Below are 22234 nucleotides of genomic sequence, written 5' to 3'. Positions count from 1 at the left end.
AATATTCGGCTCTTTATATTTTATGATTACTTTATAACTTGTAGCTTATTTTAATAATCAAAAAGAAGTACGGCGATAGTTGCGATATTCAGGTCGCCAAAAGTTACTTTCTAAGCGACGCTTTAGATTCTCTGCTGTTATTGGTAAGGCTAGCTTATCCTCAACCGCTTGCAAAGCTACTGCATAAGCTATTCTTTCACTGATCTCTCGTATGACTTTGATTGGCGGTAATATAGCGCCTGGTGCTTTTTTGTACTCTACTGATATATCTGCCAGTGCTTGGCTTGCTGCTGTGAGCATATTATCGCTAATACCTGTTGCCCGCGCGGCAAGAACGCCTAAGCCAATACCTGGGAATATATAGCTGTTATTACACTGAGAGACTTCAAAGACTTGACCTGCAAAAGTAGTATTAGGGAAAGGACTACCAGTAGCAATAATAGCGCGACCACGGCTCCAATTCGTTATTTCCTGCGGTGTGGCTTCGATACGAGAGGTCGGATTTGACAGTGGTAGCACAATGGGTTGCTCAGTATTAGCACACATAGCTTCGATCACCTCTTGGGTGAATAGACCTTTTTGCCCACTGACACCAAATAACACCGTTACTTTGGCTTGTTTAACCACTTGCAACAAACTAAGTTGCTTACTTTTGTCCCAATCCTCAATGTCTGCCTGTTTTTGTACTAACGGTGCTTGGAACTCTTGTAGCTCTGTCATGTTATCGGTAAGCAAGCCATAACGATCCACCATAAACACTTGTTTGCGAGCCTGCTCCTCACTCAAGCCTTCACGCTGCATCTGGCGAACAATGTGCTCAGCGATACCGCAGCCTGCTGAACCTGCGCCCAAAAATGCTATGGTTTGTTGGCTAAGCTTTTCGCCTTTCTCCAAACACGCAGCGATCAAAGTACCGACTGAAACCGCTGCAGTGCCTTGAATATCATCGTTAAAGCAGCATAGCTGGTCACGATATTTATTTAACAAGGGCGTGGCATTGGTTTGAGCAAAATCTTCAAACTGTAATAACACCTCAGGCCAGCGGCGTTTGACCGCTTGAATGAATAGCTCGACAAACTCGTCATACTTATCGCCAGAGATACGTGGATTTCTCCAACCCATATACATAGGATCATCTAGCAGTTGCTGATTATTCGTACCCACATCTAATAAAATTGGCAAACAGTAAGCAGGGCTAATACCACCACAAGCGGTATATAGGGCTAATTTACCAATAGGAATCCCCATGCCGCCAATACCTTGATCACCTAGACCTAAGATACGTTCACCGTCAGTGACTACGATCACTTTTACTCTTTGCTTAGTGGCATTTTGTAGCATATCATCAATTTTATGGCGCTCAGGATAAGAGATAAACAAACCACGCTTACGGCGATAGATTTTGGAGAATTGTTCACAAGCCTGCCCAACCGTCGGGGTGTAAATAAGCGGCATGACCTCTTCAATGTGCTGCTCAATCAAATGATGATAAAGCGTCTCATTAGTATCTTGAATATTACGCAGGTAGATATGCTTATCCATTGCACTATCAAAAGAGCAAAGCTGATGGTAAGCGCGTGATGACTGCTCCTCTATCGTCTCGATGCTTTGAGGCAGCAAACCCGTTAGATTGAAGCTATCGCGTTCCTCCGAGGTAAAAGCGCTACCTTTATTCAGTAAAGAGGTTTCTAGCAATATTGGCCCAGCAAAAGGGATATATAAAGGACGTTTGTTTGACATAATAAAATCTTCTTAGTAAAAGTTTAGGGTAGTACGATGAGTAGTGATAAAAGCTAGAGGTTAAAACTTAGGTGTTAAAATTAAGAGTCTTAAAGTTTAATAATTTATTAGGCTGTGTCCTTAATTGACTCGTAGGGATAAGAACAGATTTTTGCTAATCAAAGTAAATTTTGCAGAGAATATAAATCTCTTGTCTATAAATTTTCAGAGAGTGGCAAGAATATAGCCTTTTTAATACCATTAAATGCAATGATATCGAATGCGGACATACCTTAGGGCGTGTTTAATAATTCACAAGTAGAGACTGCTGGTAGCCGATCAAAGCTATGCGCTAGATAAAATGAAAGTTAAAGATGATACAGGTGCAATAGCTAGACTTGCAATGCATCCTGAGATGATTTTAATATCCGCGTGATAAGGCTGAACTGTTTTTTGACGATATGTACCAAAACAAGGTGCATAGATTGTTTAAGCACTTTTAACGTGCTTGTATCTTAAGATATGCGTCTAAAAAGCAGTCCTTTGCCAATCCATGGTCAAATACGGCCCTACGGCACGTCATCAATTAGATTATAAAAGTAAAAATATAAATGTTTCAATTTATGACACGCCCTAGCTATTCTATTACATTTTCACCGACACTTGGCACAATTTTTTTAAAAAGCTGAATATTGTATACAAGCGCAACGAAGATTAGCTTTTAGATAACCGTGACAGCTTTTTGTTGATAGATTCTGTGCTATGAATTTATCGACAAGGAGCAAAACCATTATATCGGAAAAGTCACGGTATCATCGCCTTCTTGCCATGGCTGGACCTTGCTCATCGCCTGTAAAAAATAAGTCTGTTGCAACCAATATTGCAGCCAGTGCTGCACTTTAGGGTAAGACAAACTATAAAAAGTCTTGCGATCCACATGAGCAAATTGGCGGATAAAAGGCATGATGCTAATATCAGTAATACTCGCCTTATCCCCTAACAGAAAAGTATTATCCATTAGCAATGCCTCTAACACCTGCAAAAAGGCCTCACCTCGTAGCCGATACTCTGTTTGACTCATTTCAAGATGGCGATCAGCGTATTTATAGCGATCAAGCCAATACTTAAAGTCGCCATCATTTTGCTCAATCAACTCATTACTTTGACGTAAGTATCTATTATCTAACAATCCTTGCGGATCATGCTGCGTCAGCGCCCAAACCATAATCTCCCGACTCTCCTCAAGCACTTGACCACTTACAAGCTGTAGAACAGGTACTGTGGCTTTGGGGCTAATCGCTAATAACTGGGCAGGCTTATTCTTTAGCACAATCTCCCGTAGCTCTACCGATAACTCGGCAAACAAGATTGCGAGGCGGGCGCGCATCGCATAGGGGCAGCGACGAAAAGAGTAAAGACAGTGCTGTGAGAAAGTCATAAGGTTATCCGTGATTTAAGTTATCCATGATTTAATTAAGAACAATAGGCTGAACATCACTTATTTTTTATAGTTTTGAATACTATTTACTTTATAGTTAGCTTTTTCAAACAACAGACCCTAAACATCATCAAGCTGCAAAGCTGCAACACAGTCACTTAAATACCGTTGACAATAATGGCACTTTTGCTAAAGTATTGGTCATCTATGTCAAACTTACCTATATCGAATTTATATCATTAATTAAGGATACAAACATGGCAAATCCTATTGTCAGTCGCGCGGAACTTGCGATCGGCGGCGAGCCGATGACCGTCAAAGGCGTAATACAAAAGACCAGCTTGTTACTAGGTTTATCTGCTATCACGGGTGTGGGCTTTTTCTTTTATGCCCTTATGACAGGTCTATCACAAGGTTTTACCACTATGGCGGCCTTTGGTAGTATGTTCGCCGCCCTTGGTTTAGCTTTATTTATGACCTTTAAACCTCACACTGCCAAAACATTGGCGATCCCTTATGCCATTTTAGAAGGTATCTTATTAGGAGGTATCTCCTTATTCTTTATGCGTATGTACCCAAGTGTACCGGTTACGGCTATGTGCGCTACTTTTGTCACTGCAGCGGTAATGCTTGGACTATATCGCTCAGGACTGATCAAAGTCACGCAGAAATTTCGCTCAATTGTGACCTCAGCTATTATTGCTATTATGCTGGTTTATGTGGCGCAGTGGGTATTATCTTTAGCCTTTGGCTCAAGCTTACCTTTCTTGTTTGAAGGTGGCGCTATCGCTATTGGTTTTAGCCTATTCGTTATCGTTATTGCTTCGTTCACGTTACTGCTTGATTTTGATAACATCGATCGCGGCGTTGCAGCAGGTATATCAGAAGATTACGAATGGCTATTTAGCGTCAGTATTCTTGCAACCTTAGTGTGGATGTATATTGAATTTATGCGTCTGCTAAGCTACTTACAAGACTAATCTATAAAATTTTCAGCCATTATTCAAACACAAAAAACCGTCTTCTAAAGGCGGTTTTTTATGGGAGAACTTTAAAAACTTATCTAAGCAAATCGTTTGAATTAGGCACGTTTTAGGCGTAGCGCATTCAATACTACCAATAAAGAGCTGAGTGACATACCAATAGCAGCCAGCCAAGGTGGTACATAGCCTAGAGCCGCTGGTATCAACACACTACCATTATAAATAAGTGCCCAACGAAAATTCTGCTTAATAATGCGCTCGGTCTTATTCGCGATACGTTTAGCCGCACTAATCGCTTCAATCTGGCCATTTAAGATAATACTATCGCTTGAGACTTGCGCCAAATCTGCCGCGCCTGCAATAGAGGTGGAGACATCTGCCGCCGCGAGTACAGGCGCATCGTTAATACCATCACCAACCATCAGCACTACCGCCCCTTGAGCTTGCAATTGCTGAATATGAGCGACTTTGTCCGCAGGCGAGAGACCATTATAGGCCGATTGCATGCCCAAAGCATCTGCCATCACTAGCGCTTGCGGACTAGGATCACCGGTTAGCATTACTGATTCTAACCCTGCCGCCTTTAGAGCATCTAGCATAGCTTGCGTACTATCACGCACTTTATCATTGAAGTAAAAGCAAGCCAGCGCTTGCCACTTATCAGATGCTGTGCCAGCTTTATTAAAGGCATCTAAACCTTTATTATAAGATAATACTACTGCTGAGCTGGCGCGATGCTGACTTAAATCTACAGTCAAATTATTGTTAGCATTAGTAGCTGCATCTAAAGCAAAGTTGGCATGACCGATTCGATATCGCACGCCATCGATGATAGCCTCTACGCCGCCAGCAGGATAATGCGCTAGGTTTTGGGTAGCTGGCAGATGCAATTGATAGGCTGCTGTCAGTAGCGCATGAGCGATAGGATGGCGGCTACCGACCTCTAAAGCGGCCGCAATGGATAATACCTCGTTTTTATCAAGTGCAATGGTCTGCTCATCCGACAATGGTAGTAGTTCAATGTTTAATAGATTGGGCTTACCATAAGTTAAGGTGCCTGTCTTGTCAAAAGCCACATGGGTAATTTCAGCAAGCGTTTGCAAGGTATGCCCACGAGTCGTCAAGAACCCGTAAGTAGCAAGGCGGTTGGTTGCAACCGTCAAAGCAATAGGGGTAGCAAGCGACAGCGCACAGGGACAAGTCGCTACCAAGACAGCGACTGTCGCCCAAATCGCTTGGCTTGGATCAACGATATACCAACCTATAAATACTAATACGGATAGCACTAATATCCGCGCCACAAACCAGCGCGCCAGCTTATCCGCTTGCTGAGCCAGTTTGGGCTTTTCACTAAGCGCACGGTTCATGAGCCGATCAATTAAGCCAATTTGACTGTCTTCTGGTAGTGCGGTCACCAGCATCTCGAACGGTTGACTGTCATTTTGCGCACCGCCAACGATATAGTCGCCTTGAGCCTTAGTAATGAGGTCGCCCTCACCCGTCAGCAGACTTTGCGAGACCGTAGCCATTGGACTAAGCAGTATGCCATCACTGATGATTTCAGCACCTGCTTCTACCATGATAATATCGCCGACTTGCAAGCTTTGCGCGGTGACCATTTTACTATCTTTGATAAGGTGATCCTCATGCAAAGATAGCGGTTCTTTTTGCTGCCAAGCTTGTGCAATGCGTGTAGTGATCAGCTGTGTGCCAGCATCCATCTGCGGCATAAAGCTGGCGGGTGTCTTTATGGTCAAAACCGATGAATTGCTAGCTAAACCACTAACTGCTATTGCATCAGTATTAATACCAGTATCAGTATCGAAATCATTAACGTCACTAGGGCTTAGCTGCTGTAACACTAAGTTAGCCGCTTCTTTGTCTTCAGCTATTTTTCGGACCAGCATAGGTTCAATCACGACTAAATCATTCGCCATAGTCGCCGCTTTTAGCCGTGCATTATGCTCGATATAGCGCCCAGCCAATAAGAAGAAAATAAACATACTGACAGAGTCATAATAAGTCTCTCCGCTACCCGTAATCGTCGCATAAAGGCTGGCAAAAAAGGTCACAATCAGCGCTATGCTGACGGGTACATCCATATTGACTTGACGGGCGCGAACGGCTGACCATGCTGAGGTAAAAAACGGCACGCCAGCATAGAAGAATACGGGTATGCTGACAAAAAGCGATACCCAGCGCAAAAAGTCACGCTGTAATATCAGCATGCCATCGTGCGCGCCAAAGTATAGCGCTACCGCGTACATCATCGCTTGCATGGCACCGAGCGCGGCAATACCTAATCTAAGCAGCATCTTATTGTTGTGCTTGGCAAGCATCGCCTCATGAGTATCTTGCCGATAAGGCTTAGCCTCGTAGCCGATCTCATTGATCACTGCTAATATCCGACTGATAGGCAGCTTGGACTCATCCCAAACGATACGCATCCGCTGGTTGGTTAGATTGACCTGACACTTATCTATACCATCGATCTCATACAACCGCGACTCGATCAGCCAAGTACAAGCCGCGCAGCGTAGATTATTAACGGATAGTTCCGCGACCGATAGACCGTCTTGCGCGTAGACAAATTGCGACTTGATCTCGTCATGGTCATACGCCTCCAATCGCGTCAGTTGAGTCGGTAAACTGGCCGTACGATTGATCTCTGAGCGATCTAGATAATACTGCTCGAGCCCTGCCTCGACGATACTTTGCGATGCCAGCTGACAGCCCATACAGCACATTTCACGTTGAGATCCGAGCACTTCGGTATAAAAGGGCGGACGTGGTACAGGATCACCACAATGGAAGCAATGATTCGCTATTGGCAATACTAGCCCTTGGATGATTGACTTATCATAAGTAGAAACATTATTAGACAGTGATGAGGCGCTAGACATAGCTACTTTAATTTCCTTCAAACAAATTGACTTGCAATGGCGCGGGCTTTTAGAACGACTGCTTTATTGAAAGCTCAAATAATTCATCAAAAAAACATCTTATCGATAGCTCTTAGCTGCTATTTTATAGAGGCGCTATAAGCTAAATTGAAAGCTAAGCGACGTTTAGTGTTATTATAGCGACGGCTTCATTATTACTGACTGCCATTATACAGGCTCACGCCCATAAGACGGTCAATACTTACCTATCAACACTTACCTAGATGACGATAGATTGAAAATTTTATCAATTTGCGTCATTATAAAGCAGTTTTTTATCTCAAAACGGTGTGTTATCAGTGCAAAAACCTTATTCTACCTCAGCAAAATCATCTAAAGTCGCGATTCACACGCTACCCTCGCAACAGCGTGGCGCCGTGATTAGCAGCATTTTATTGATCGTTATCATCGCAAGTATGGTGTTATTGTCGCTTTATTTAGTCAAGCTTGATCGAACCATTACCAAAAAGTTTGAAGGTAAGCGCTGGGACATTCCTGCAAAAGTATACTCGCAGCCGCTTGAATTGTATCAAGGTGCTAATGTTGATAACGATACGATGAAGACTTGGCTTGAGCTGCTCAATTATCGCAGCAACAAGGCTTATGATCGTACAGGTAGCTATTATAAATCAGGTAATAACTACTTTATCCATACCCGCGGCTTTAGCTATAGCGCCAATGATGTTGATCAAGAACAAGTCATTAAAATGACGATCTCTGGGAATAAGATTGCCTCTATTCAAAGCACCGAGCAGAATGAGACGGGTATTATCCGCCTAGAGCCTGTGAGTATTGGTGGTATCTATCCTGATAGTAATGAAGATCGTATGATCGTCTCTTTGGATGATGTGCCTCAGCCTTTGATTGACGCCTTAATAGCGACCGAAGATCGCGGCTTTTATGAGCATAAAGGTGTCTCTGTCCGCGGTATTGCACGGGCAATAATGAATAACTCCTCTGGCGGCGCCCGCCAAGGTGGCTCGACTATCACTCAGCAGCTGATAAAGAACTTTTATCTCAATTCAGATCGCACGTTAAAGCGTAAAGCTAACGAAGCTTTGATGGCGGTGTTACTAGAGTTGCATTATAGTAAAGATGAGATCCTGCAAGCGTATCTTAATGAGATCTATCTAGGTCAAAACGGCAATCGATCCATCAATGGTTTTGGCCTTGCCTCACAGTTTTATTTTGATCAACCGCTCAATGAATTGCGTATCGATCAGCAAGCACTACTAGTCGGTATGGCAAAAGGGCCTAGTGTTTATAACCCTCGCCGCCATCCCAACGATTCCAAAGCGCGTCGGGATACGGTGCTCAACAATATGCTCACCATAGGCGTTCTCACTCAAGAAGACTATGATAAAGCTATCGAGAAGCCTTTGGGCGTAGTCGAGAAACCAGTAGAGGGCAAGAGCCGTTTTCCTGACTTTTTGGATATCGTCAAGCGTGAGCTCAATGATGTCTATTACTCAGATGATCTAAAGAACGAAGGTCTTATTATCATCAGTACCCTCAACCCTATTACGCAAATGGCAGCAGATAAAGCCGTCAGTCAAAAGCTTGGCAGTCTACGTGGCAACAGTAGTAAAACCAAAGATTTGCAAGGCGCGTTAGTCAGTGCCAATCCTGAAACGGGCGAGCTGGTAGCTGTCGTCGGTAGCGGTAGCGAGTTTACAGGCTTTAACCGTGCAGTTGATGCCAAGCGTCCTGTTGGCTCATTATTAAAACCTATTATCTATATGACGGCTTTAGAGAGCGGACGCTACAATCTAGCCAGCTCAGTCGATGACTCCCCTATTACGGTTAATCTTAGTGATGGCACTAAATGGAATCCAAAAAACTATGACAATCGTGATCACGGGTTTGTCCCTTTGACGACTGCGCTTGCCAAGTCTTATAACCAAAGTGCGGTGCGCTTAGGAATGGAGTTTGGGGTAGATACTTTTGCCAAACAATTACGCCGCTTGGGCATTGAAGAGAAGATTCCGCCTTATCCCTCAGCGCTGTTAGGTGCGGTCAATCTTAGCCCTATGGACATGCTTGGCGTCTATCAGGTCTTTGCTACGGGCGGCTTTCGTACGCCTATTCATAGTATTCGCACGGTGATTGATGATCGCGGACGTATATTGCAACGTACAGGGTTAAATACCCAGCGCAGTGTGCCGCCTGAGACTAACTTTTTGACCAACTATGCATTGCAGCAAGTGGTCAAGGATGGTACAGCTAGAAGCGTTCAGTCTCTTGGCAGTAACCTAAATCTAGCGGGCAAAACGGGCACTACCAATGACTTTCGTGATGCTTGGTTTGCAGGTTATAGTGGTAACTATGTCAGCGTCGTATGGGTAGGTCGTGATGACAATAAGCCTATCGGCCTAAGTGGCGGCAGCGGCGCACTACCTGTATGGGTAGACTATATGAAACGCTTAAGGCTAACCCCTGTATCTATGGCTGAGCCTGAGGGTATCGAGTGGATGTGGCTTGAGAATAACTCTGGTAAGCTCTCCAATGAGCGCTGTAGCGATGCGCGTTACTTACCTGTTATGTCAGCTTATCTGCCAGAAGAATCCAGTAGCTGTGCGCTTAACCTGTATCAGCAAGAGCGTGCACGTGAGCGCTCGCAGTTTGAATCAGGACAAGACGCTATCAATCAGCAGCGCCAACGCGAAGGGCTAGATATCCCCAATAGCGAGGTGATTGAATCTGGCGACAACGAGCAAAGAGATGCCGATACTTGGTATGATCGTGCGCTTGAATGGTTCTAAAATTAACGACACGTTTTGGTTTATCCGCTCATAAATAACACTAAGAGTCAGGGGCTTTAGGCATGATCGAATATAACAGTAACAAGCTGTCCTCTAAATGGCAGTTATCGATACTAGCGTTGTTTGGCGCTCTTACGCTAAGTGCCTGTCAAACGACGCCACCTCCGCCTGTCAGCTCTACACCACTGCCGACTACTATATCGAAACAGACAGTCATAGTAGCTGCTGAATCACAGAATGAAGCGATTACACCTCAAGCAGATTCGGTAGATAATGATTATCCTGTAGATGATGAATATCAAGAAAGCTATCCTGATGATACTTTTGAGCAAAACAGTGCTATTGGGAACAATACCTATCCTATAGAACCTTATATACCGTCCAGTCAAGATACTGTTCAATACAACACCGATATCAGCACTGCAGAATCTGCCTATGAGTCTACCGTATATCAACAAAAAGTTGAGCAAGCCGCTGAACCGATAGTTGAGCCTTATGATCCAAAGTACAGTCAGCCCAGCTCCAATAATGCTATCACTGAACGCCCAAGTAACTCATCCATGCCTGCAATGCCATCGCATAGCGAGATGCTTGAGCGCGCTCGACAAAACTCTCAGCAGCAGACCCGTCAAAGCACCTCAGATAACAGTAGCTTACCTGCCTTTCGTAACCTGATGAACGTAGGTATAAACCAGCTAAAATCAGGGCAACTAACCGCTGCGGAGAACAGCTTTACCCGTGCTCAGCGCATGGCACCTAAGTCATCAGCGGTTTATTTTTATTTGGCACAAGTGGCACTGAAAAAGAACCAACCGCGTAAGGCTGAAGCTATGGCAAGGCGTGGTCTTGTGGTATCAGAAGATAGCAGTCGTCGGCGCGCACTATGGCAAATCATATTGCAGTCAGGGCAAGCCCAAAACAGTACTCGAGTCATCAACGAGGCTAAACAAGCGCTACGCTAGCCTGTATATTTGCTAAAACAATGTAATAAGACAATATAATAAGACAGTGCTCTTTTTAACAAACGCTCCTATGAGTCTTTAAATTTAAAATAAGGTAATTTTATGGCATGGCAACAATTGCACTTACAATGCGAAAAAGCAAACGTCGATCTTGCAGAAGCATTATTGTTAGAGGCAGGCGCTCTATCTATCGCCTTAGATGATGCTGGAGATCAGCCTTTATTTGAGCCGCTTCCAGGTGAGTCGCCATTGTGGGATGAAGTCATACTTACAGGTTTGTTTGATGTCAGTATTGAAAATAGCAGTGCTGACAATAGTAGTCGGCAAGCTATCGAGCAGTTAAGTCATGAAATTGGTGCTGAGGTTAATGCCAGTCGTCTGTGGTTAAGCGCTGTTGAAGACAAGGACTGGGAGCGCGAATGGATGAGTCATTATCATCCTATTGAATGTGCTAATAACTTATGGATAGTGCCTAACTGGATTAAGCCGCCCAAACCTGAGGCTATTAATATCATTATGGATCCAGGCCTAGCCTTTGGTACAGGCTATCATGCGACCACTCGGCTATGTCTTGATTGGCTCACTGAGCAAGACCTAAAGGATAAGATAGTCATCGACTATGGCTGTGGCTCAGGTATTTTAGGCATTGGCGCCTTGCTGCTGGGTGCAAAGCAAGTCTACGCGGTAGATATCGATCCACAAGCCGTACTAGCTACTAATCAAAATGCAGTACGCAACAAAGTTGAGAGTCAACTGCAAGCTTTTTTACCTGATGACTTTCGTGATTTTTGTCGCAGTCAATCTATTGCTCCTGTTGATGTTATGGTGGCTAATATTTTAGCGAAGCCCTTAATATCGTTAGCACCTTACTTTGCCACTCTGATGGCATCTAATAGTCGTATTGTATTAGCTGGATTAATTGAATCACAAACTGAGCAAGTCAGTGCCGCTTATAGCCCCTACTTCTCTCTCGATCCTAAACACGCTTTTACAGCGCAAGAAGATCAGCATTGGCAACGACTATCAGGTAAATTTACAGACTAGCAACAATTGATTACATCTGTTACGATGGGATCGTGAGTTAAAGCTTATTGGTATCAAGCGTGTCTACTTAGCTTTTTTAAATCTATGGTATTAAAGACAGTCTTCTATATAAATATTTCAAATACTAGCAGTAGATAAGCGGTGTCGTTGCCGCATTTTTTGGATTCAATAATATGACCCTGTCTATTCAAACGCGCTGTCCTCAATGCTATAGCCTCTTTGACGTTCTAGAAGAACAATTAGACCAAGCAGACGTCAAAGGCCGTTGTGGTCAATGCCAACAAGTTTTTTTGGTCAATGATCATCTCGTTGTTTCTGCTGATGATCAGCCTGCGATGCTCGAAAATGATTTTGAAAACAACAAAGGCATTTTTAATCAAAATGGTATTGAAAATATAGCAGGACGCGGTAGCTATAATTTTGCCTCAGTGATATATAGAGTTGCCAGTGACACTGGCCTTAATACCGATGCTGTTAAAGCCACCACAAAGACAAATAAAAACAAGTCAGATAAAAAGGGTGTTAAAAGCCCTAACATTAAAGATACTCAGCGCTCAGGCGAGCATGATTTAGAGGCTGCAGCACTTGATAGCTTTAATGCTTGGCAGAACCCAATAAATAAAACAACGCACAACGATGATTTGCATGCAAATAGCAAACAGCAATTAATAGATAAAGTTAATAAAACCTCATCGAATAGTGTCGCAGCAGCAGCGGCAATTGACGCAAAAGCACCTACTACTAGCGCCTCGATAAAGGCGAAGCCTGCACAACATTCAGCAGTTATCAATAAAGACAAATCCCCAGCTAGATCCGCGGTAGTTAGCCACCCTACCAATGATAAGCGTATTGACCAACAAAGCTCAACGGATAACCGTGCTCAACAAAAAAGTGATGAAAAAATCAGCACTAATAAGCTGGTTAAAAAGGAGCAGTCTTTATCTGATAGGTCACCTTCTGTCACCCATCTAACGCATCTACTAACCAATAAAAACACCATTTTGGACTACAAACCGTCTCTAAATCAGCAGTATAGCAATCCCATGCTAGATCGCGTTCAACCGACGGTTGCACCTGCCTCAAGATCCGCCTCAACACCTGTTGCTACCCTACTATGGATAGCGGGTTGCGCGGTACTAATACTACTGTTAATAGCACAGTATATTATCTTCAATCTAAACACTCTGATAAAAAACCCAGTACATGCCAAGCGCTTACAGGCGATCTGTTCAGTCGTTGTTTGTGGGTTGCCTAATGCTGATTTATCGGCTCTCAATACCACTCAGCTGTCTATCAGACGCAGTAGAGTCAATACCTATGCTGATTTTAGTGACTTACAGGCTGAATTAGTCAATAGCAGCGCGCAGGCGCAACTGCTGCCTAATCTTAAAGTAAGTGTTTATGGCGAAGCGGGTTTGCTTGGCGCATTTATTGCTACGCCAGGGGACTATCTACTCAGTAACCAAAGTCAGCTTGGTGGTGAACAAAGCTTAGGTATCATGTTTACAATCCCTTTATCTGCCCAGAAAATTAATAGCTTTACCATAGAGCCTATTTATTAGAGGCCATGTATTTACTATCAGCTTTACATTTACTCTTTAAGGTTTTAGGATATTAGCTTATGACATCTCACATCCCTTCCTCAGATGAGGGTGCTGGTATTCTTAATCCTACTGAGCCTCTTCATGTTCATGTAGAGCGTGCGGTACGTGAGTATTTTTTCGCTTTAGGTGATGAGATGCCGACCGAACTTTATGAGCTTATTTTAGCGCAAGTAGAGCTACCATTATTGACGGTAGTACTCGAACAGACCCGTGGCAATCAAACCAAATGCGCCCAAGTTTTGGGACTAAATCGGGGTACATTACGCAAAAAACTAAAAACTTATGACTTGATGTAGTGACATAAATAGTTGATAAGACTTTCTCATCAATCAAATAAGCCTCAATGCTAACCCTGTTTTGTATAAAGCGCTCAAATGTTTTATTATGATGCTCAGCATCGCTATGACTTACTGATAGCTGCTAACCATCCCTCGCCAGACACTTTTGTCAGGCTTTTTTTACGGAAATTTTCTTATGAGTACAACCCCACTTGCTCTACTCTCAGTGTCTAACAAGTCTGGTATCGTTGAATTCGCACAAGCGCTAATCCAATCAGGTTTTCAGCTTTTATCAACTGGTGGTACTTATCGGCTGCTAAAAGAGCACGATGTCGCGGTCACAGAGGTATCAGATTATACTGGTTTCCCTGAGATGATGGATGGTCGTGTCAAGACTTTACACCCAAAGATTCATGGTGGTATTTTAGCTCGTCGTGGCATGGATGATGACGTCATGAGCGCCCATAACATTGAACGTATTGACTTAGTCGTCGTCAACTTATACCCGTTTGCGCAAACGATCGCTCGCGCTGATGTCACTATGAATGACGCTATTGAAAACATCGATATTGGTGGCCCAACTATGGTGCGCGCAGCAGCGAAGAACCATGCTCACGTAGGCATCGTAACCGACCCTAAAGATTATAATCGAGTTATAACAGCATTGGATGGTGGCATTCAGCTTACCCCTGCTCTACGCTATGATTTGGCTGTAAAAGCCTTTGAGCATACGGCTCAGTACGATGGTATGATTGCCAACTTTTTAGGTAGCCGGGTTAATGATACTCAAGAGCCAGAGACTTTTGCGCGCACCTTTAACGTTCAGCTCAATAAAGCTCAAGATTTGCGTTATGGTGAGAACCCTCATCAGCAAGCAGCTTTTTATATCGATAGCCAAGCCGATAGCCAAGCCTCGATCGCAACTGCTCAGCAGCTACAAGGCAAAGCGTTATCTTATAATAATATTGCTGATACCGATGCGGCTTTGGAATGCGTCAAAACTTTTAGTGCGCCCGCTTGTGTGATTGTCAAACATGCCAATCCTTGTGGTGTCGCTATAGATCATGACCAAGTAGCCGCCTATCGCACGGCTTTTAGCACTGATCCTGAGTCTTCTTTTGGCGGTATTATCGCTTTCAACACACCACTGACAGTAGCGACTGCAAAAGCCATTGTTGATAGCCAATTTGTAGAAGTTATTATTGCGCCAAGCATTGAAGAGGGCGTATTACAAATAACGGCTAGTAAGAAAAACGTGCGAGTCTTAGTATCAGGCACCTTACCAAAACCTGAACAACGTAATACTCAGCTTGATTATAAGCGTGTCACTGGCGGTCTTTTAGTGCAAGAGCAAGATTTGGGTCGAGTTGGGGTCAATGAGCTCAAAATAGTCACGGATGTTCAACCTACAGAAGCGCAAATTGCTGACTTGTTATTTAGCTGGAATGTGGCTAAATATGTCAAGTCCAATGCTATTGTCTATGGCAAAAATCAGCGTACTATCGGTATTGGTGCAGGCCAGATGAGCCGCGTCAATTCAGCACGTATCGCAGCTATAAAAGCCGAGCACGCAGGTCTTGCGACAACAGGTGCAGTAATGGCCTCTGATGCCTTCTTCCCGTTCCGTGATGGTATCGATAACGCCGCTGAAGTAGGTATTACCGCCATTATCCAACCAGGCGGCTCTATGCGTGATGAGGAGACTATCGCGGCCGCTGATGAGCATGGTATCGCTATGGTGTTTACAGGTATGCGTCATTTCCGTCATTAATATAGACTTAAGAACATAGACTTAAGGATAAAAATTTGGGAACATAGATCTAAAAACATAGATTTAAGACAACTCTGTTAGTAAAACCTATATTCTAAAGTTAAAAAAGCCACTACTTTATCGTAGTGGCTTTTTGTTATAGACTGAACCTCAAAGACTTAGCCTAGCTGAGCTTAACTAATTAACGGCCTTGTGCACCCGCCATATTCGACTCATTGACCTCAACTTTATAGACTAAGCGTAGATAGTCTAGATAATCTTGTAGTTGATCTTGACCTAAATTATCGCGAATGATTCGAGCCGTTTGCGCTTGCTCTATTTCAGAGAGCTGCGCTTGTTGCTCGGTTTCAATACGATCACCAACGATTACTGTAGCGCCTGTTTCTGTCACACTAGTCAAAGCCACCACGCCGTTGGCAGGTGCTTGTTGACTAAATGCCAAACCACGTTCTTTTTCACTCAGTAGCGTCGTTTGACGATTAGTCTGACCCAGAGACTGAAAATTTACCGCTTGTTTGTTAATATCACTGGCCGACTTGATACCAGCAGCAATACTTTGAGCATCTTTAAGTGCTAAGGCACTGGCTTTTTGTTTTAATAAAGTCTGCGTAATCTGCGGCATTGCTGCCTTTAAGCTCAAGGTTTGAGTAGGGCGATAGTTACTTGGCTGCGCCCATATGGTCCCTGTACCAACCCCTATACCAGAAGTAACAGCCTGATCTTGGATAGTAAATTCATCAAAAGCTTGCTTGATAACTACTGGCTGCGATAATACTGAGGTGTTGTTATTCTTACGATAGTCTTTGATACGCTTTAGCGCTACAGCCTCTTGCTGCGCAATATCTGCGATACTTAATCCGTCAGCCGCCATATCATTGATCGCGGTGACTTTATCCGCGTACACAGTCTGGCGCTTGTACTCTTTAGCTTTAGCACTAAGCTCAGAGCGCATGCTCTCCATAGTTGGCACTTGCGTACCATTATCTTGAGTGACTGTAAATATCTGATAGCCAAAGCTGGTCTTGATAGGCGCGCTGATATCACCAACGCTCAAACCTTGTAATGCATTAGTAACTGCGTCAGCATCATTCCCGAATACCGCAGGATTAAAGCGACCAATAGCGCCGCCGTCAGCTCCTGAGGGATCATCAGAGTCTTTTTTAGCGACCGCTGCAAAAGCCTCCCCTTTATCCAAACGCATCTTTATCTGATCCGCGCGAGCTTTGCTCTTATCACCCGTCACCAGAATCTGACTGATCTCACGTTCATCAACAACCGCTGAGCTTTGTTTGTAGGCTTCGTACTGCTGCTCGATTTCCTCTTCGGTAACCTCATCAATTTTGATGGTCGCTGGATCTAGCTGTATATAGGCCAAATCGACCATAGCGGCACTTTTTAAATCCCCTTTATTAGCATCGTAGTAGCTTTTGATATCTGCTTGGGTCAGCTTTACTTTAGCTTGGTAATCTTGCCAATTAAAGCGATGCACCCACAGATTGCGCGCCTCTAGCTGCAAACCAATGAGTTGACTGACCGCTTGCATAGGATAAATAGCCGTCCCTACGATACTCGCATTAAGCTGATCTAAGCTTAACTGATTGCGAAACTCTGCAAACAGCTGCTCTTTGTTCATGCCACGTTGACGTAAGAAGTTTGAGAACTGATCATTAGAGAACTCACCATTAGCATCCAAAAATACTTGCTCTTGGCGCAATAGACGATTGATAGTGTCATCAGATACAGTCATCCCAAGCTTGCCCGCTTGCTGCTCCAACAAAGTACGATCAACAAGCCCCTTGAGCACCTGTTGATGCAACACATCTTCATTGAGTAAACTGGCATCATCAAGCTGTTCTAGAATCTCAGAACGACGAGAGTTTACTGCATTTTGGTACTCTGATAACCCTATACTTGCCTCGCCTACTTGAGCGATTTGATTAGGGTCAACTGAACCACCAAAATAGCTTTCTACCCCTAGCAGTGCAAGGGGTGATAGGCATAGGATCAATAAAATGCGACCAGGCCAGCTCTTCAAAAAATCCCGCAGTTTATCCATAATTTATTCTGCTTTTTAACCTATGATAGTGAGAACCATTGCAGTAGTCAGTCTTGCATTCAAGGCAACGGTAAAATAAGAGATGTCAGTATGCTATAAAGTGGTAGTAAAATCTATGCTAGTCGTCCTACTAGCGCGCTCTATGATACGTGAATTTTGATCTAGACTCAAAATATTCACGACAAAACACTAGAAATTGTTCGCATGATTCAATTGACAACACGCTTCAATATTTAGCCATAAAAAAAGCACCTCTGCTAAGGTGCTTTAATTCAAATACAAATAATGCGCTTATTAACACCTACTTTCGATAAATCACTACTCTCAAAAATAGGCTAAAGCGTCGATTAGCAATAGTAGCTTAGTTTAAACGCTCTTTTAAATTCTTACCTGCTTTAAAGCTAGGCACTTTGCTGGCAGGGATAGCCAACTCTTCACCAGTCTTAGGGTTACGACCAGTACGAGCTTTGCGGTCTTTTACGCTAAAAGTACCAAAGCCTACTAATGAGATGCTGTCACCAGCTTCTAAAGCTTGGCCAACGCTTTCCATAACGGCATTCAAAGCATCACCAGCTTGAGTCTTATTTAAACCGCTTTTTTCTGCAATGCTATCAACTAATTCTGACTTATTCATAAGTTTTCCTTCAAGTTTAAGGGCTGTAATACACGCTAACGTCAATTATTGTATCGCTCTACACAAAGATAAGCAATATAAACCATACTTGCTATGCGTATCGATCGATAACGAGGTATTAACGCCTTTATATCAAGGGTATCAAGGCAGCGCAAGCAATTTTACATATTTTAATGACCTAGGCTACGTATTTAACACTCAACTTTACGCAAAACACTAGTAAGTAATCCTTACCTTACTCAGTTAATTGATAGCATCTACTTTGATAAATCAACCACTTATCGTTTATGTTTTGGACTTATCATTGGGGTTTTGAATGACGCAACAATATACAAACTGACATAGCTACACATTACTTTTTATTATGAATTCGTTATGATAGGCGAAGCGACCCAATTAAAAGACCAAGTACAGTCTTTATATTATTTATTGTGTATCATTTCATACTATTTAGTTATTTAAAAAAAACTACTTGTTAAAATTAACTTTCTTGAACAATTACCGATTTTTATTTTAAATATAAACTTGCTACATTTAATGGATTATTCCTATGAAGCGCTCTACTTTATCCCACTCTTTACTTAATATTATATTAGTATTCATCGAATCTGCCTTGACGCTATTATTGCGTCTAGATTCTGACTTGCGCAAAGCGGCTTATCCCCTTGCCAAACAGGGTACTGTGGTTTGTTTACGTCTATATCTGCCACATATCGAGGTATTCGCAACCTTCAGTTATAAAGGGGTGCTGTTAGATGCCAAGCTCCCTGCTAATCGCAGCGAGCCTGATGTCATCATTAATGCTTATAGCGTAGAGATCATAAAAGCGATAGCGACTCATGACAGCGATACTATTGATAAATTGCAGATGCGCGGTGAACATCTACAAGTGCAAATGGTTAGAGCGTTTATCACTCAAGTAGGTTTAGGCGGCCTCGTCCAAAGTTTACTCAAAAAGTTCAAAGGTTCAGACAACAGTAATAACCCTAGTGCCGCTGAAAAAGAGGAAAAAGCCAATCGCTATAAGGTTCGCATTGCTGATCAACAAACTAAAATCAATACCTTAACAATCAAAAATCGTGAACTTGAAACCAGCGTTAAGGAGCTGCAAAGCAAGCAAAAAACAATGATGATCACAGCTGTTATCGCTATTGTTATCGCTATCATTGCTATTTTATACGCAGTTTTGAGTTAGGATAATTCCTGAAATATAAGGGGCTAAAGTACTTATAATATCTACGTTATAAATACTTTGGCCCTCTTGTTATGCTGTCTATTGCACTGATTAACTTTATGAATAATAGGTATCTGTTAACCTAATCATCAGTAACCATTTTAATCTTGACTAAATTAGTCGGGATTAAGTATAATAGCCCTATCGCAGCATATATTACACGCAGAAGCTGTTATATATTGATTTGAGTATCTGTTGTTTAATAGTGATAACTTGTGACTTATACCATGTTTGGTATCGGACAATGTCCATACAGCTGTTATTAGATCAGTAACCTTTATAGGATGACTAACCAATAACAAGCTATCAATGCTCGATCAAACAATAAGCTCGTTATTGAATTTAATGGATTATTTATTAGTTGGAGATACTTTATGCGTTTGACTACCCGAGGTAGATATGCGGTCACTGCGTTACTAGACTTAGCGCTGCAAACCAGTCAACAAGATAGCGCAGTTTCCTTATCTGACATCGCCAAGCGCCAATCTATCTCAATCTCTTATTTAGAGCAATTATTTTCTAAATTGCGTAAGCAAGGCTTAGTCACTAGCATTCGCGGTGCTGCCGGTGGCTACTACCTAGCGAAGCCACTTGATCAGATCGACGTCATGAGTATAATCTCAGCCGTTGATGAGTCTGTCAATGCGATGCAATGTGAAGGTCGCGGTGATTGCCAAGGCGGTACTATGTGCCTAACTCACGACCTGTGGTGTGCTCTATCCAATCATATTGAGCAGTACTTGAAAAATATAACATTAGCACAATTATTAGAGATGAAGAATGTTCAATCCATCTCAGAGCGTCAGATGATAACTTCTTTAAATGACATTACTACTATTACTTTATCGACCAGCGAGGCAAACCCAGCATGAGTCAACATAACCAACTAATTTACTTAGATTATGCCGCCACTACCCCAGTTGCTAGACCAGTAGCTGCTAAGATGAGCGAGTATCTGACTGTAGATGGCATTTTTGGCAATCCAGCATCACGCTCACATGGCTATGGGTGGCAGGCTGAAGAGGCAGTTGAAACGGCGCGTGAACAAGTCGCTAACGTTATCAATGCTGATCCTCGCGAGATCGTATTCACCTCTGGCGCTACTGAGTCAGATAACCTTGCTATCAAAGGCGCAGCTCATTTTTATCAGTCTCGTGGTAAGCATATTATCACCAGTAAGATTGAACATAAGGCAGTATTAGATACTTGCCGTGAGCTTGAGCAAGAAGGGTTTGAGATTACTTATCTTGAACCACAAAAAAGCACAGGGTTAATCTTACCACAGCAAGTGGCTGATGCACTGCGTGAAGATACTATCTTAGTATCACTTATGGTCGTAAACAATGAGCTAGGTACTATTACTGATATCAAAGCCATTGGCGAAATTACTCGTGCTGCTGGCGTCGTATTTCATGTTGATGCCGCGCAAGCAGTCGGTAAAATAAAAATTGATGCTGAGACTACTAAATTTGACTTGATGAGTTTTTCAGGTCACAAAGCTTATGGTCCTAAGGGTATTGGCGCACTATTTGTTAGTCGTAAGCCACGTATTCGCTTGAAGGCTGAGCAGCATGGCGGTGGTCATGAGCGCGGTATGCGTTCAGGTACTCTAGCAACGCATCAAATCGTTGGACTAGGCGCGGCCTTTGAACTAGCGAACTCAAGTCATGCTGAGGATCACGCTCATGCCGCTAAGCTACGTCAAAAGCTATGGGACGGTTTGCAAGATATCGAAGAGATCTATCTCAATGGTGATCTTGAGCACAGCGTACCGAATATCGTCAACATTAGCTTTAACTTTGTTGAAGGCGAATCGCTTATGATGTCACTGAAAGATTTGGCAGTATCATCAGGTTCAGCTTGTACATCAGCGACCTTAGAGCCATCGTACGTGTTACGTGCAATCGGTCGTCCAGATGAGCTGGCTCATAGCTCAATCCGCTTTAGCTTTGGTCGTTATACTACCGAAGAAGATATCGATACGGTTATTAGCCAAATGCATGCTGCGGTTGATAAGTTACGTGCCCTATCACCACTTTGGGATATGTACCAAGAAGGTGTTGATTTAGATTCAGTAGAATGGGCTGAACATTAATATTTAATGCTCACCATCTTAATTTACTATTTATCAAACGATTGCTTATTGAAGTATTAGGTTTAATCGTTTGACCCCAATTTAGATGAATAGTTAACGATACAAATGTTTTATTCATCGACTAACCAGGAGAAAACTCATGGCCTATAGTGACCAAGTTATTGATCATTACGAAAATCCACGCAACGTTGGTAATTTTGATAAAAACGCCGAAAACGTTGGCACCGGTATGGTTGGTGCTCCTGCTTGTGGCGATGTAATGCGCTTACAAATTCAGGTTGATAACAACGGTATCATCGAAGATGCTCGCTTTAAAACCTATGGTTGTGGTTCAGCTATCGCTTCAAGCTCACTTGTGACTGAGTGGTTAAAAGGTAAAAGCTTAGATCAAGCTGGGGAAATCAAGAACAGTGATATCGCAGAAGAGCTTGCTCTGCCACCTGTTAAGGTGCATTGCTCTGTACTAGCGGAAGATGCTATCAAAGCTGCTATTAGCGATTACAAAGGTAAGCATGCTGTAGCTGACACTGAAGAAGTAGCTGCTAACTAATCAATACTGTATCTTATGTCAAAAGCTAAGTTAGCTGTAAAGATTTACAAAGAGCTAGCTTAGCTATAAAGGTGACAATGACTTTGATTGTCGCCTTTTATTTTATCTTAATTATTAAAATATTCTACAATTGACTATAATTTAAACAATTAATAGGAGTTG

General features: G+C 42.8%; 16 protein-coding genes. 11 read left to right on the top strand and 5 right to left on the bottom strand.

Features of this window, described 5'->3' with window-relative positions:
- Window positions 1-57: 57 nt before the first annotated feature.
- Both ACR63T_RS04920 and ACR63T_RS04915 read right to left on the bottom strand, forming a co-directional pair.
- Window positions 58-1740: an NAD-dependent malic enzyme gene (locus tag ACR63T_RS04920; protein WP_472784947.1), complete on the bottom strand. Its 1683-nt coding sequence runs from the start codon at window positions 1738-1740 to the stop codon at window positions 58-60.
- A gap of 769 nt (window positions 1741-2509) precedes the next feature.
- The gene (locus tag ACR63T_RS04915) at window positions 2510-3157 is read right to left on the bottom strand and encodes a glutathione S-transferase (RefSeq protein ID WP_472784946.1); all 648 of its coding nucleotides are present in this window, start codon (window positions 3155-3157) and stop codon (window positions 2510-2512) included.
- Between the two features lie 257 nt (window positions 3158-3414).
- On the opposite strand from ACR63T_RS04915, the gene ACR63T_RS04910 reads away from it, so the two are divergent.
- Window positions 3415-4137, top strand: a complete 723-nt coding sequence (locus ACR63T_RS04910) for a Bax inhibitor-1/YccA family protein (protein ID WP_472784945.1) — start codon at window positions 3415-3417, stop codon at window positions 4135-4137.
- Window positions 4138-4238: 101 nt separating this feature from the next.
- Here ACR63T_RS04910 and ACR63T_RS04905 read toward each other — a convergent pair whose 3' ends face one another.
- On the bottom strand, window positions 4239-7043 hold the full coding sequence (locus tag ACR63T_RS04905) for a heavy metal translocating P-type ATPase (RefSeq protein WP_472784944.1): 2805 nt from the start codon (window positions 7041-7043) through the stop codon (window positions 4239-4241).
- Window positions 7044-7459: 416 nt separating this feature from the next.
- On the opposite strand from ACR63T_RS04905, the gene mrcB reads away from it, so the two are divergent.
- From mrcB to purH, 6 genes are all read left to right on the top strand, one after another.
- Window positions 7460-9844, top strand: coding sequence for a penicillin-binding protein 1B (gene mrcB, locus ACR63T_RS04900; protein WP_472785233.1), 2385 nt, complete (start codon window positions 7460-7462; stop codon window positions 9842-9844).
- A 62-nt stretch (window positions 9845-9906) separates the two neighbouring features.
- A complete protein-coding gene (locus ACR63T_RS04895) occupies window positions 9907-10806 on the top strand; it encodes a tetratricopeptide repeat protein (RefSeq protein ID WP_227680371.1) in 900 nt (299 codons plus the stop codon).
- A gap of 102 nt (window positions 10807-10908) precedes the next feature.
- Complete coding sequence (gene prmA, locus ACR63T_RS04890; protein WP_201572793.1) at window positions 10909-11850, top strand: 50S ribosomal protein L11 methyltransferase; 942 nt, start codon at window positions 10909-10911, stop codon at window positions 11848-11850.
- A 173-nt stretch (window positions 11851-12023) separates the two neighbouring features.
- Window positions 12024-13412, top strand: a complete 1389-nt coding sequence (locus ACR63T_RS04885) for a zinc-ribbon and DUF3426 domain-containing protein (protein WP_472784943.1) — start codon at window positions 12024-12026, stop codon at window positions 13410-13412.
- A 59-nt stretch (window positions 13413-13471) separates the two neighbouring features.
- Window positions 13472-13750, top strand: a complete 279-nt coding sequence (locus ACR63T_RS04880; protein WP_472784942.1) for a helix-turn-helix domain-containing protein — start codon at window positions 13472-13474, stop codon at window positions 13748-13750.
- 178 nt (window positions 13751-13928) lie between these two features.
- Window positions 13929-15503, top strand: coding sequence for a bifunctional phosphoribosylaminoimidazolecarboxamide formyltransferase/IMP cyclohydrolase (purH, locus tag ACR63T_RS04875; RefSeq protein ID WP_305899930.1), 1575 nt, complete (start codon window positions 13929-13931; stop codon window positions 15501-15503).
- 181 nt (window positions 15504-15684) lie between these two features.
- Here purH and ACR63T_RS04870 read toward each other — a convergent pair whose 3' ends face one another.
- Entirely contained in the window at window positions 15685-17559 is a 1875-nt protein-coding gene (locus tag ACR63T_RS04870) for a SurA N-terminal domain-containing protein (protein WP_472784941.1), read from the bottom strand.
- 361 nt (window positions 17560-17920) lie between these two features.
- Window positions 17921-18193, bottom strand: coding sequence for an HU family DNA-binding protein (locus ACR63T_RS04865; protein WP_201572785.1), 273 nt, complete (start codon window positions 18191-18193; stop codon window positions 17921-17923).
- Between the two features lie 550 nt (window positions 18194-18743).
- On the opposite strand from ACR63T_RS04865, the gene ACR63T_RS04860 reads away from it, so the two are divergent.
- The 4 genes from ACR63T_RS04860 (at window position 18744) to iscU (ending at window position 22072) form a co-directional block, all read left to right on the top strand.
- Window positions 18744-19388, top strand: coding sequence for a hypothetical protein (locus tag ACR63T_RS04860; RefSeq protein WP_305899928.1), 645 nt, complete (start codon window positions 18744-18746; stop codon window positions 19386-19388).
- 413 nt (window positions 19389-19801) lie between these two features.
- Window positions 19802-20299: an Rrf2 family transcriptional regulator gene (locus ACR63T_RS04855; RefSeq protein WP_201572781.1), complete on the top strand. Its 498-nt coding sequence runs from the start codon at window positions 19802-19804 to the stop codon at window positions 20297-20299.
- Complete coding sequence (locus tag ACR63T_RS04850; protein ID WP_472784940.1) at window positions 20296-21522, top strand: IscS subfamily cysteine desulfurase; 1227 nt, start codon at window positions 20296-20298, stop codon at window positions 21520-21522. Before ACR63T_RS04855 ends, ACR63T_RS04850 begins: the two co-directional genes overlap by 4 nt.
- A 139-nt stretch (window positions 21523-21661) precedes the next feature.
- The gene (gene iscU, locus ACR63T_RS04845) at window positions 21662-22072 is read left to right on the top strand and encodes a Fe-S cluster assembly scaffold IscU (protein WP_201572778.1); all 411 of its coding nucleotides are present in this window, start codon (window positions 21662-21664) and stop codon (window positions 22070-22072) included.
- Window positions 22073-22234: the final 162 nt, after the last annotated feature.

This window comes from Psychrobacter sp. M17(2026), from assembly GCF_055699815.1.
The sequence above is the reverse complement of the archived record's forward strand: the minus strand, read 5'-3'. Positions and strand labels throughout refer to the sequence as shown.

Coding starts and splice junctions, on each gene's coding strand:
- ACR63T_RS04915 (WP_472784946.1), bottom strand. CDS start 3,157: ATGACTTTCTCACAGCACTGTCTTTACTCTTTTCGTCGCTGCCCCTAT.
- ACR63T_RS04850 (WP_472784940.1), top strand. CDS start 20,296: ATGAGTCAACATAACCAACTAATTTACTTAGATTATGCCGCCACTACC.
- iscU (WP_201572778.1), top strand. CDS start 21,662: ATGGCCTATAGTGACCAAGTTATTGATCATTACGAAAATCCACGCAAC.
- ACR63T_RS04870 (WP_472784941.1), bottom strand. CDS start 17,559: ATGGATAAACTGCGGGATTTTTTGAAGAGCTGGCCTGGTCGCATTTTA.
- ACR63T_RS04865 (WP_201572785.1), bottom strand. CDS start 18,193: ATGAATAAGTCAGAATTAGTTGATAGCATTGCAGAAAAAAGCGGTTTA.
- ACR63T_RS04910 (WP_472784945.1), top strand. CDS start 3,415: ATGGCAAATCCTATTGTCAGTCGCGCGGAACTTGCGATCGGCGGCGAG.
- ACR63T_RS04905 (WP_472784944.1), bottom strand. CDS start 7,043: ATGTCTAGCGCCTCATCACTGTCTAATAATGTTTCTACTTATGATAAG.
- ACR63T_RS04895 (WP_227680371.1), top strand. CDS start 9,907: ATGATCGAATATAACAGTAACAAGCTGTCCTCTAAATGGCAGTTATCG.
- ACR63T_RS04920 (WP_472784947.1), bottom strand. CDS start 1,740: ATGTCAAACAAACGTCCTTTATATATCCCTTTTGCTGGGCCAATATTG.
- ACR63T_RS04855 (WP_201572781.1), top strand. CDS start 19,802: ATGCGTTTGACTACCCGAGGTAGATATGCGGTCACTGCGTTACTAGAC.
- ACR63T_RS04880 (WP_472784942.1), top strand. CDS start 13,472: ATGACATCTCACATCCCTTCCTCAGATGAGGGTGCTGGTATTCTTAAT.
- purH (WP_305899930.1), top strand. CDS start 13,929: ATGAGTACAACCCCACTTGCTCTACTCTCAGTGTCTAACAAGTCTGGT.
- ACR63T_RS04885 (WP_472784943.1), top strand. CDS start 12,024: ATGACCCTGTCTATTCAAACGCGCTGTCCTCAATGCTATAGCCTCTTT.
- prmA (WP_201572793.1), top strand. CDS start 10,909: ATGGCATGGCAACAATTGCACTTACAATGCGAAAAAGCAAACGTCGAT.
- ACR63T_RS04860 (WP_305899928.1), top strand. CDS start 18,744: ATGAAGCGCTCTACTTTATCCCACTCTTTACTTAATATTATATTAGTA.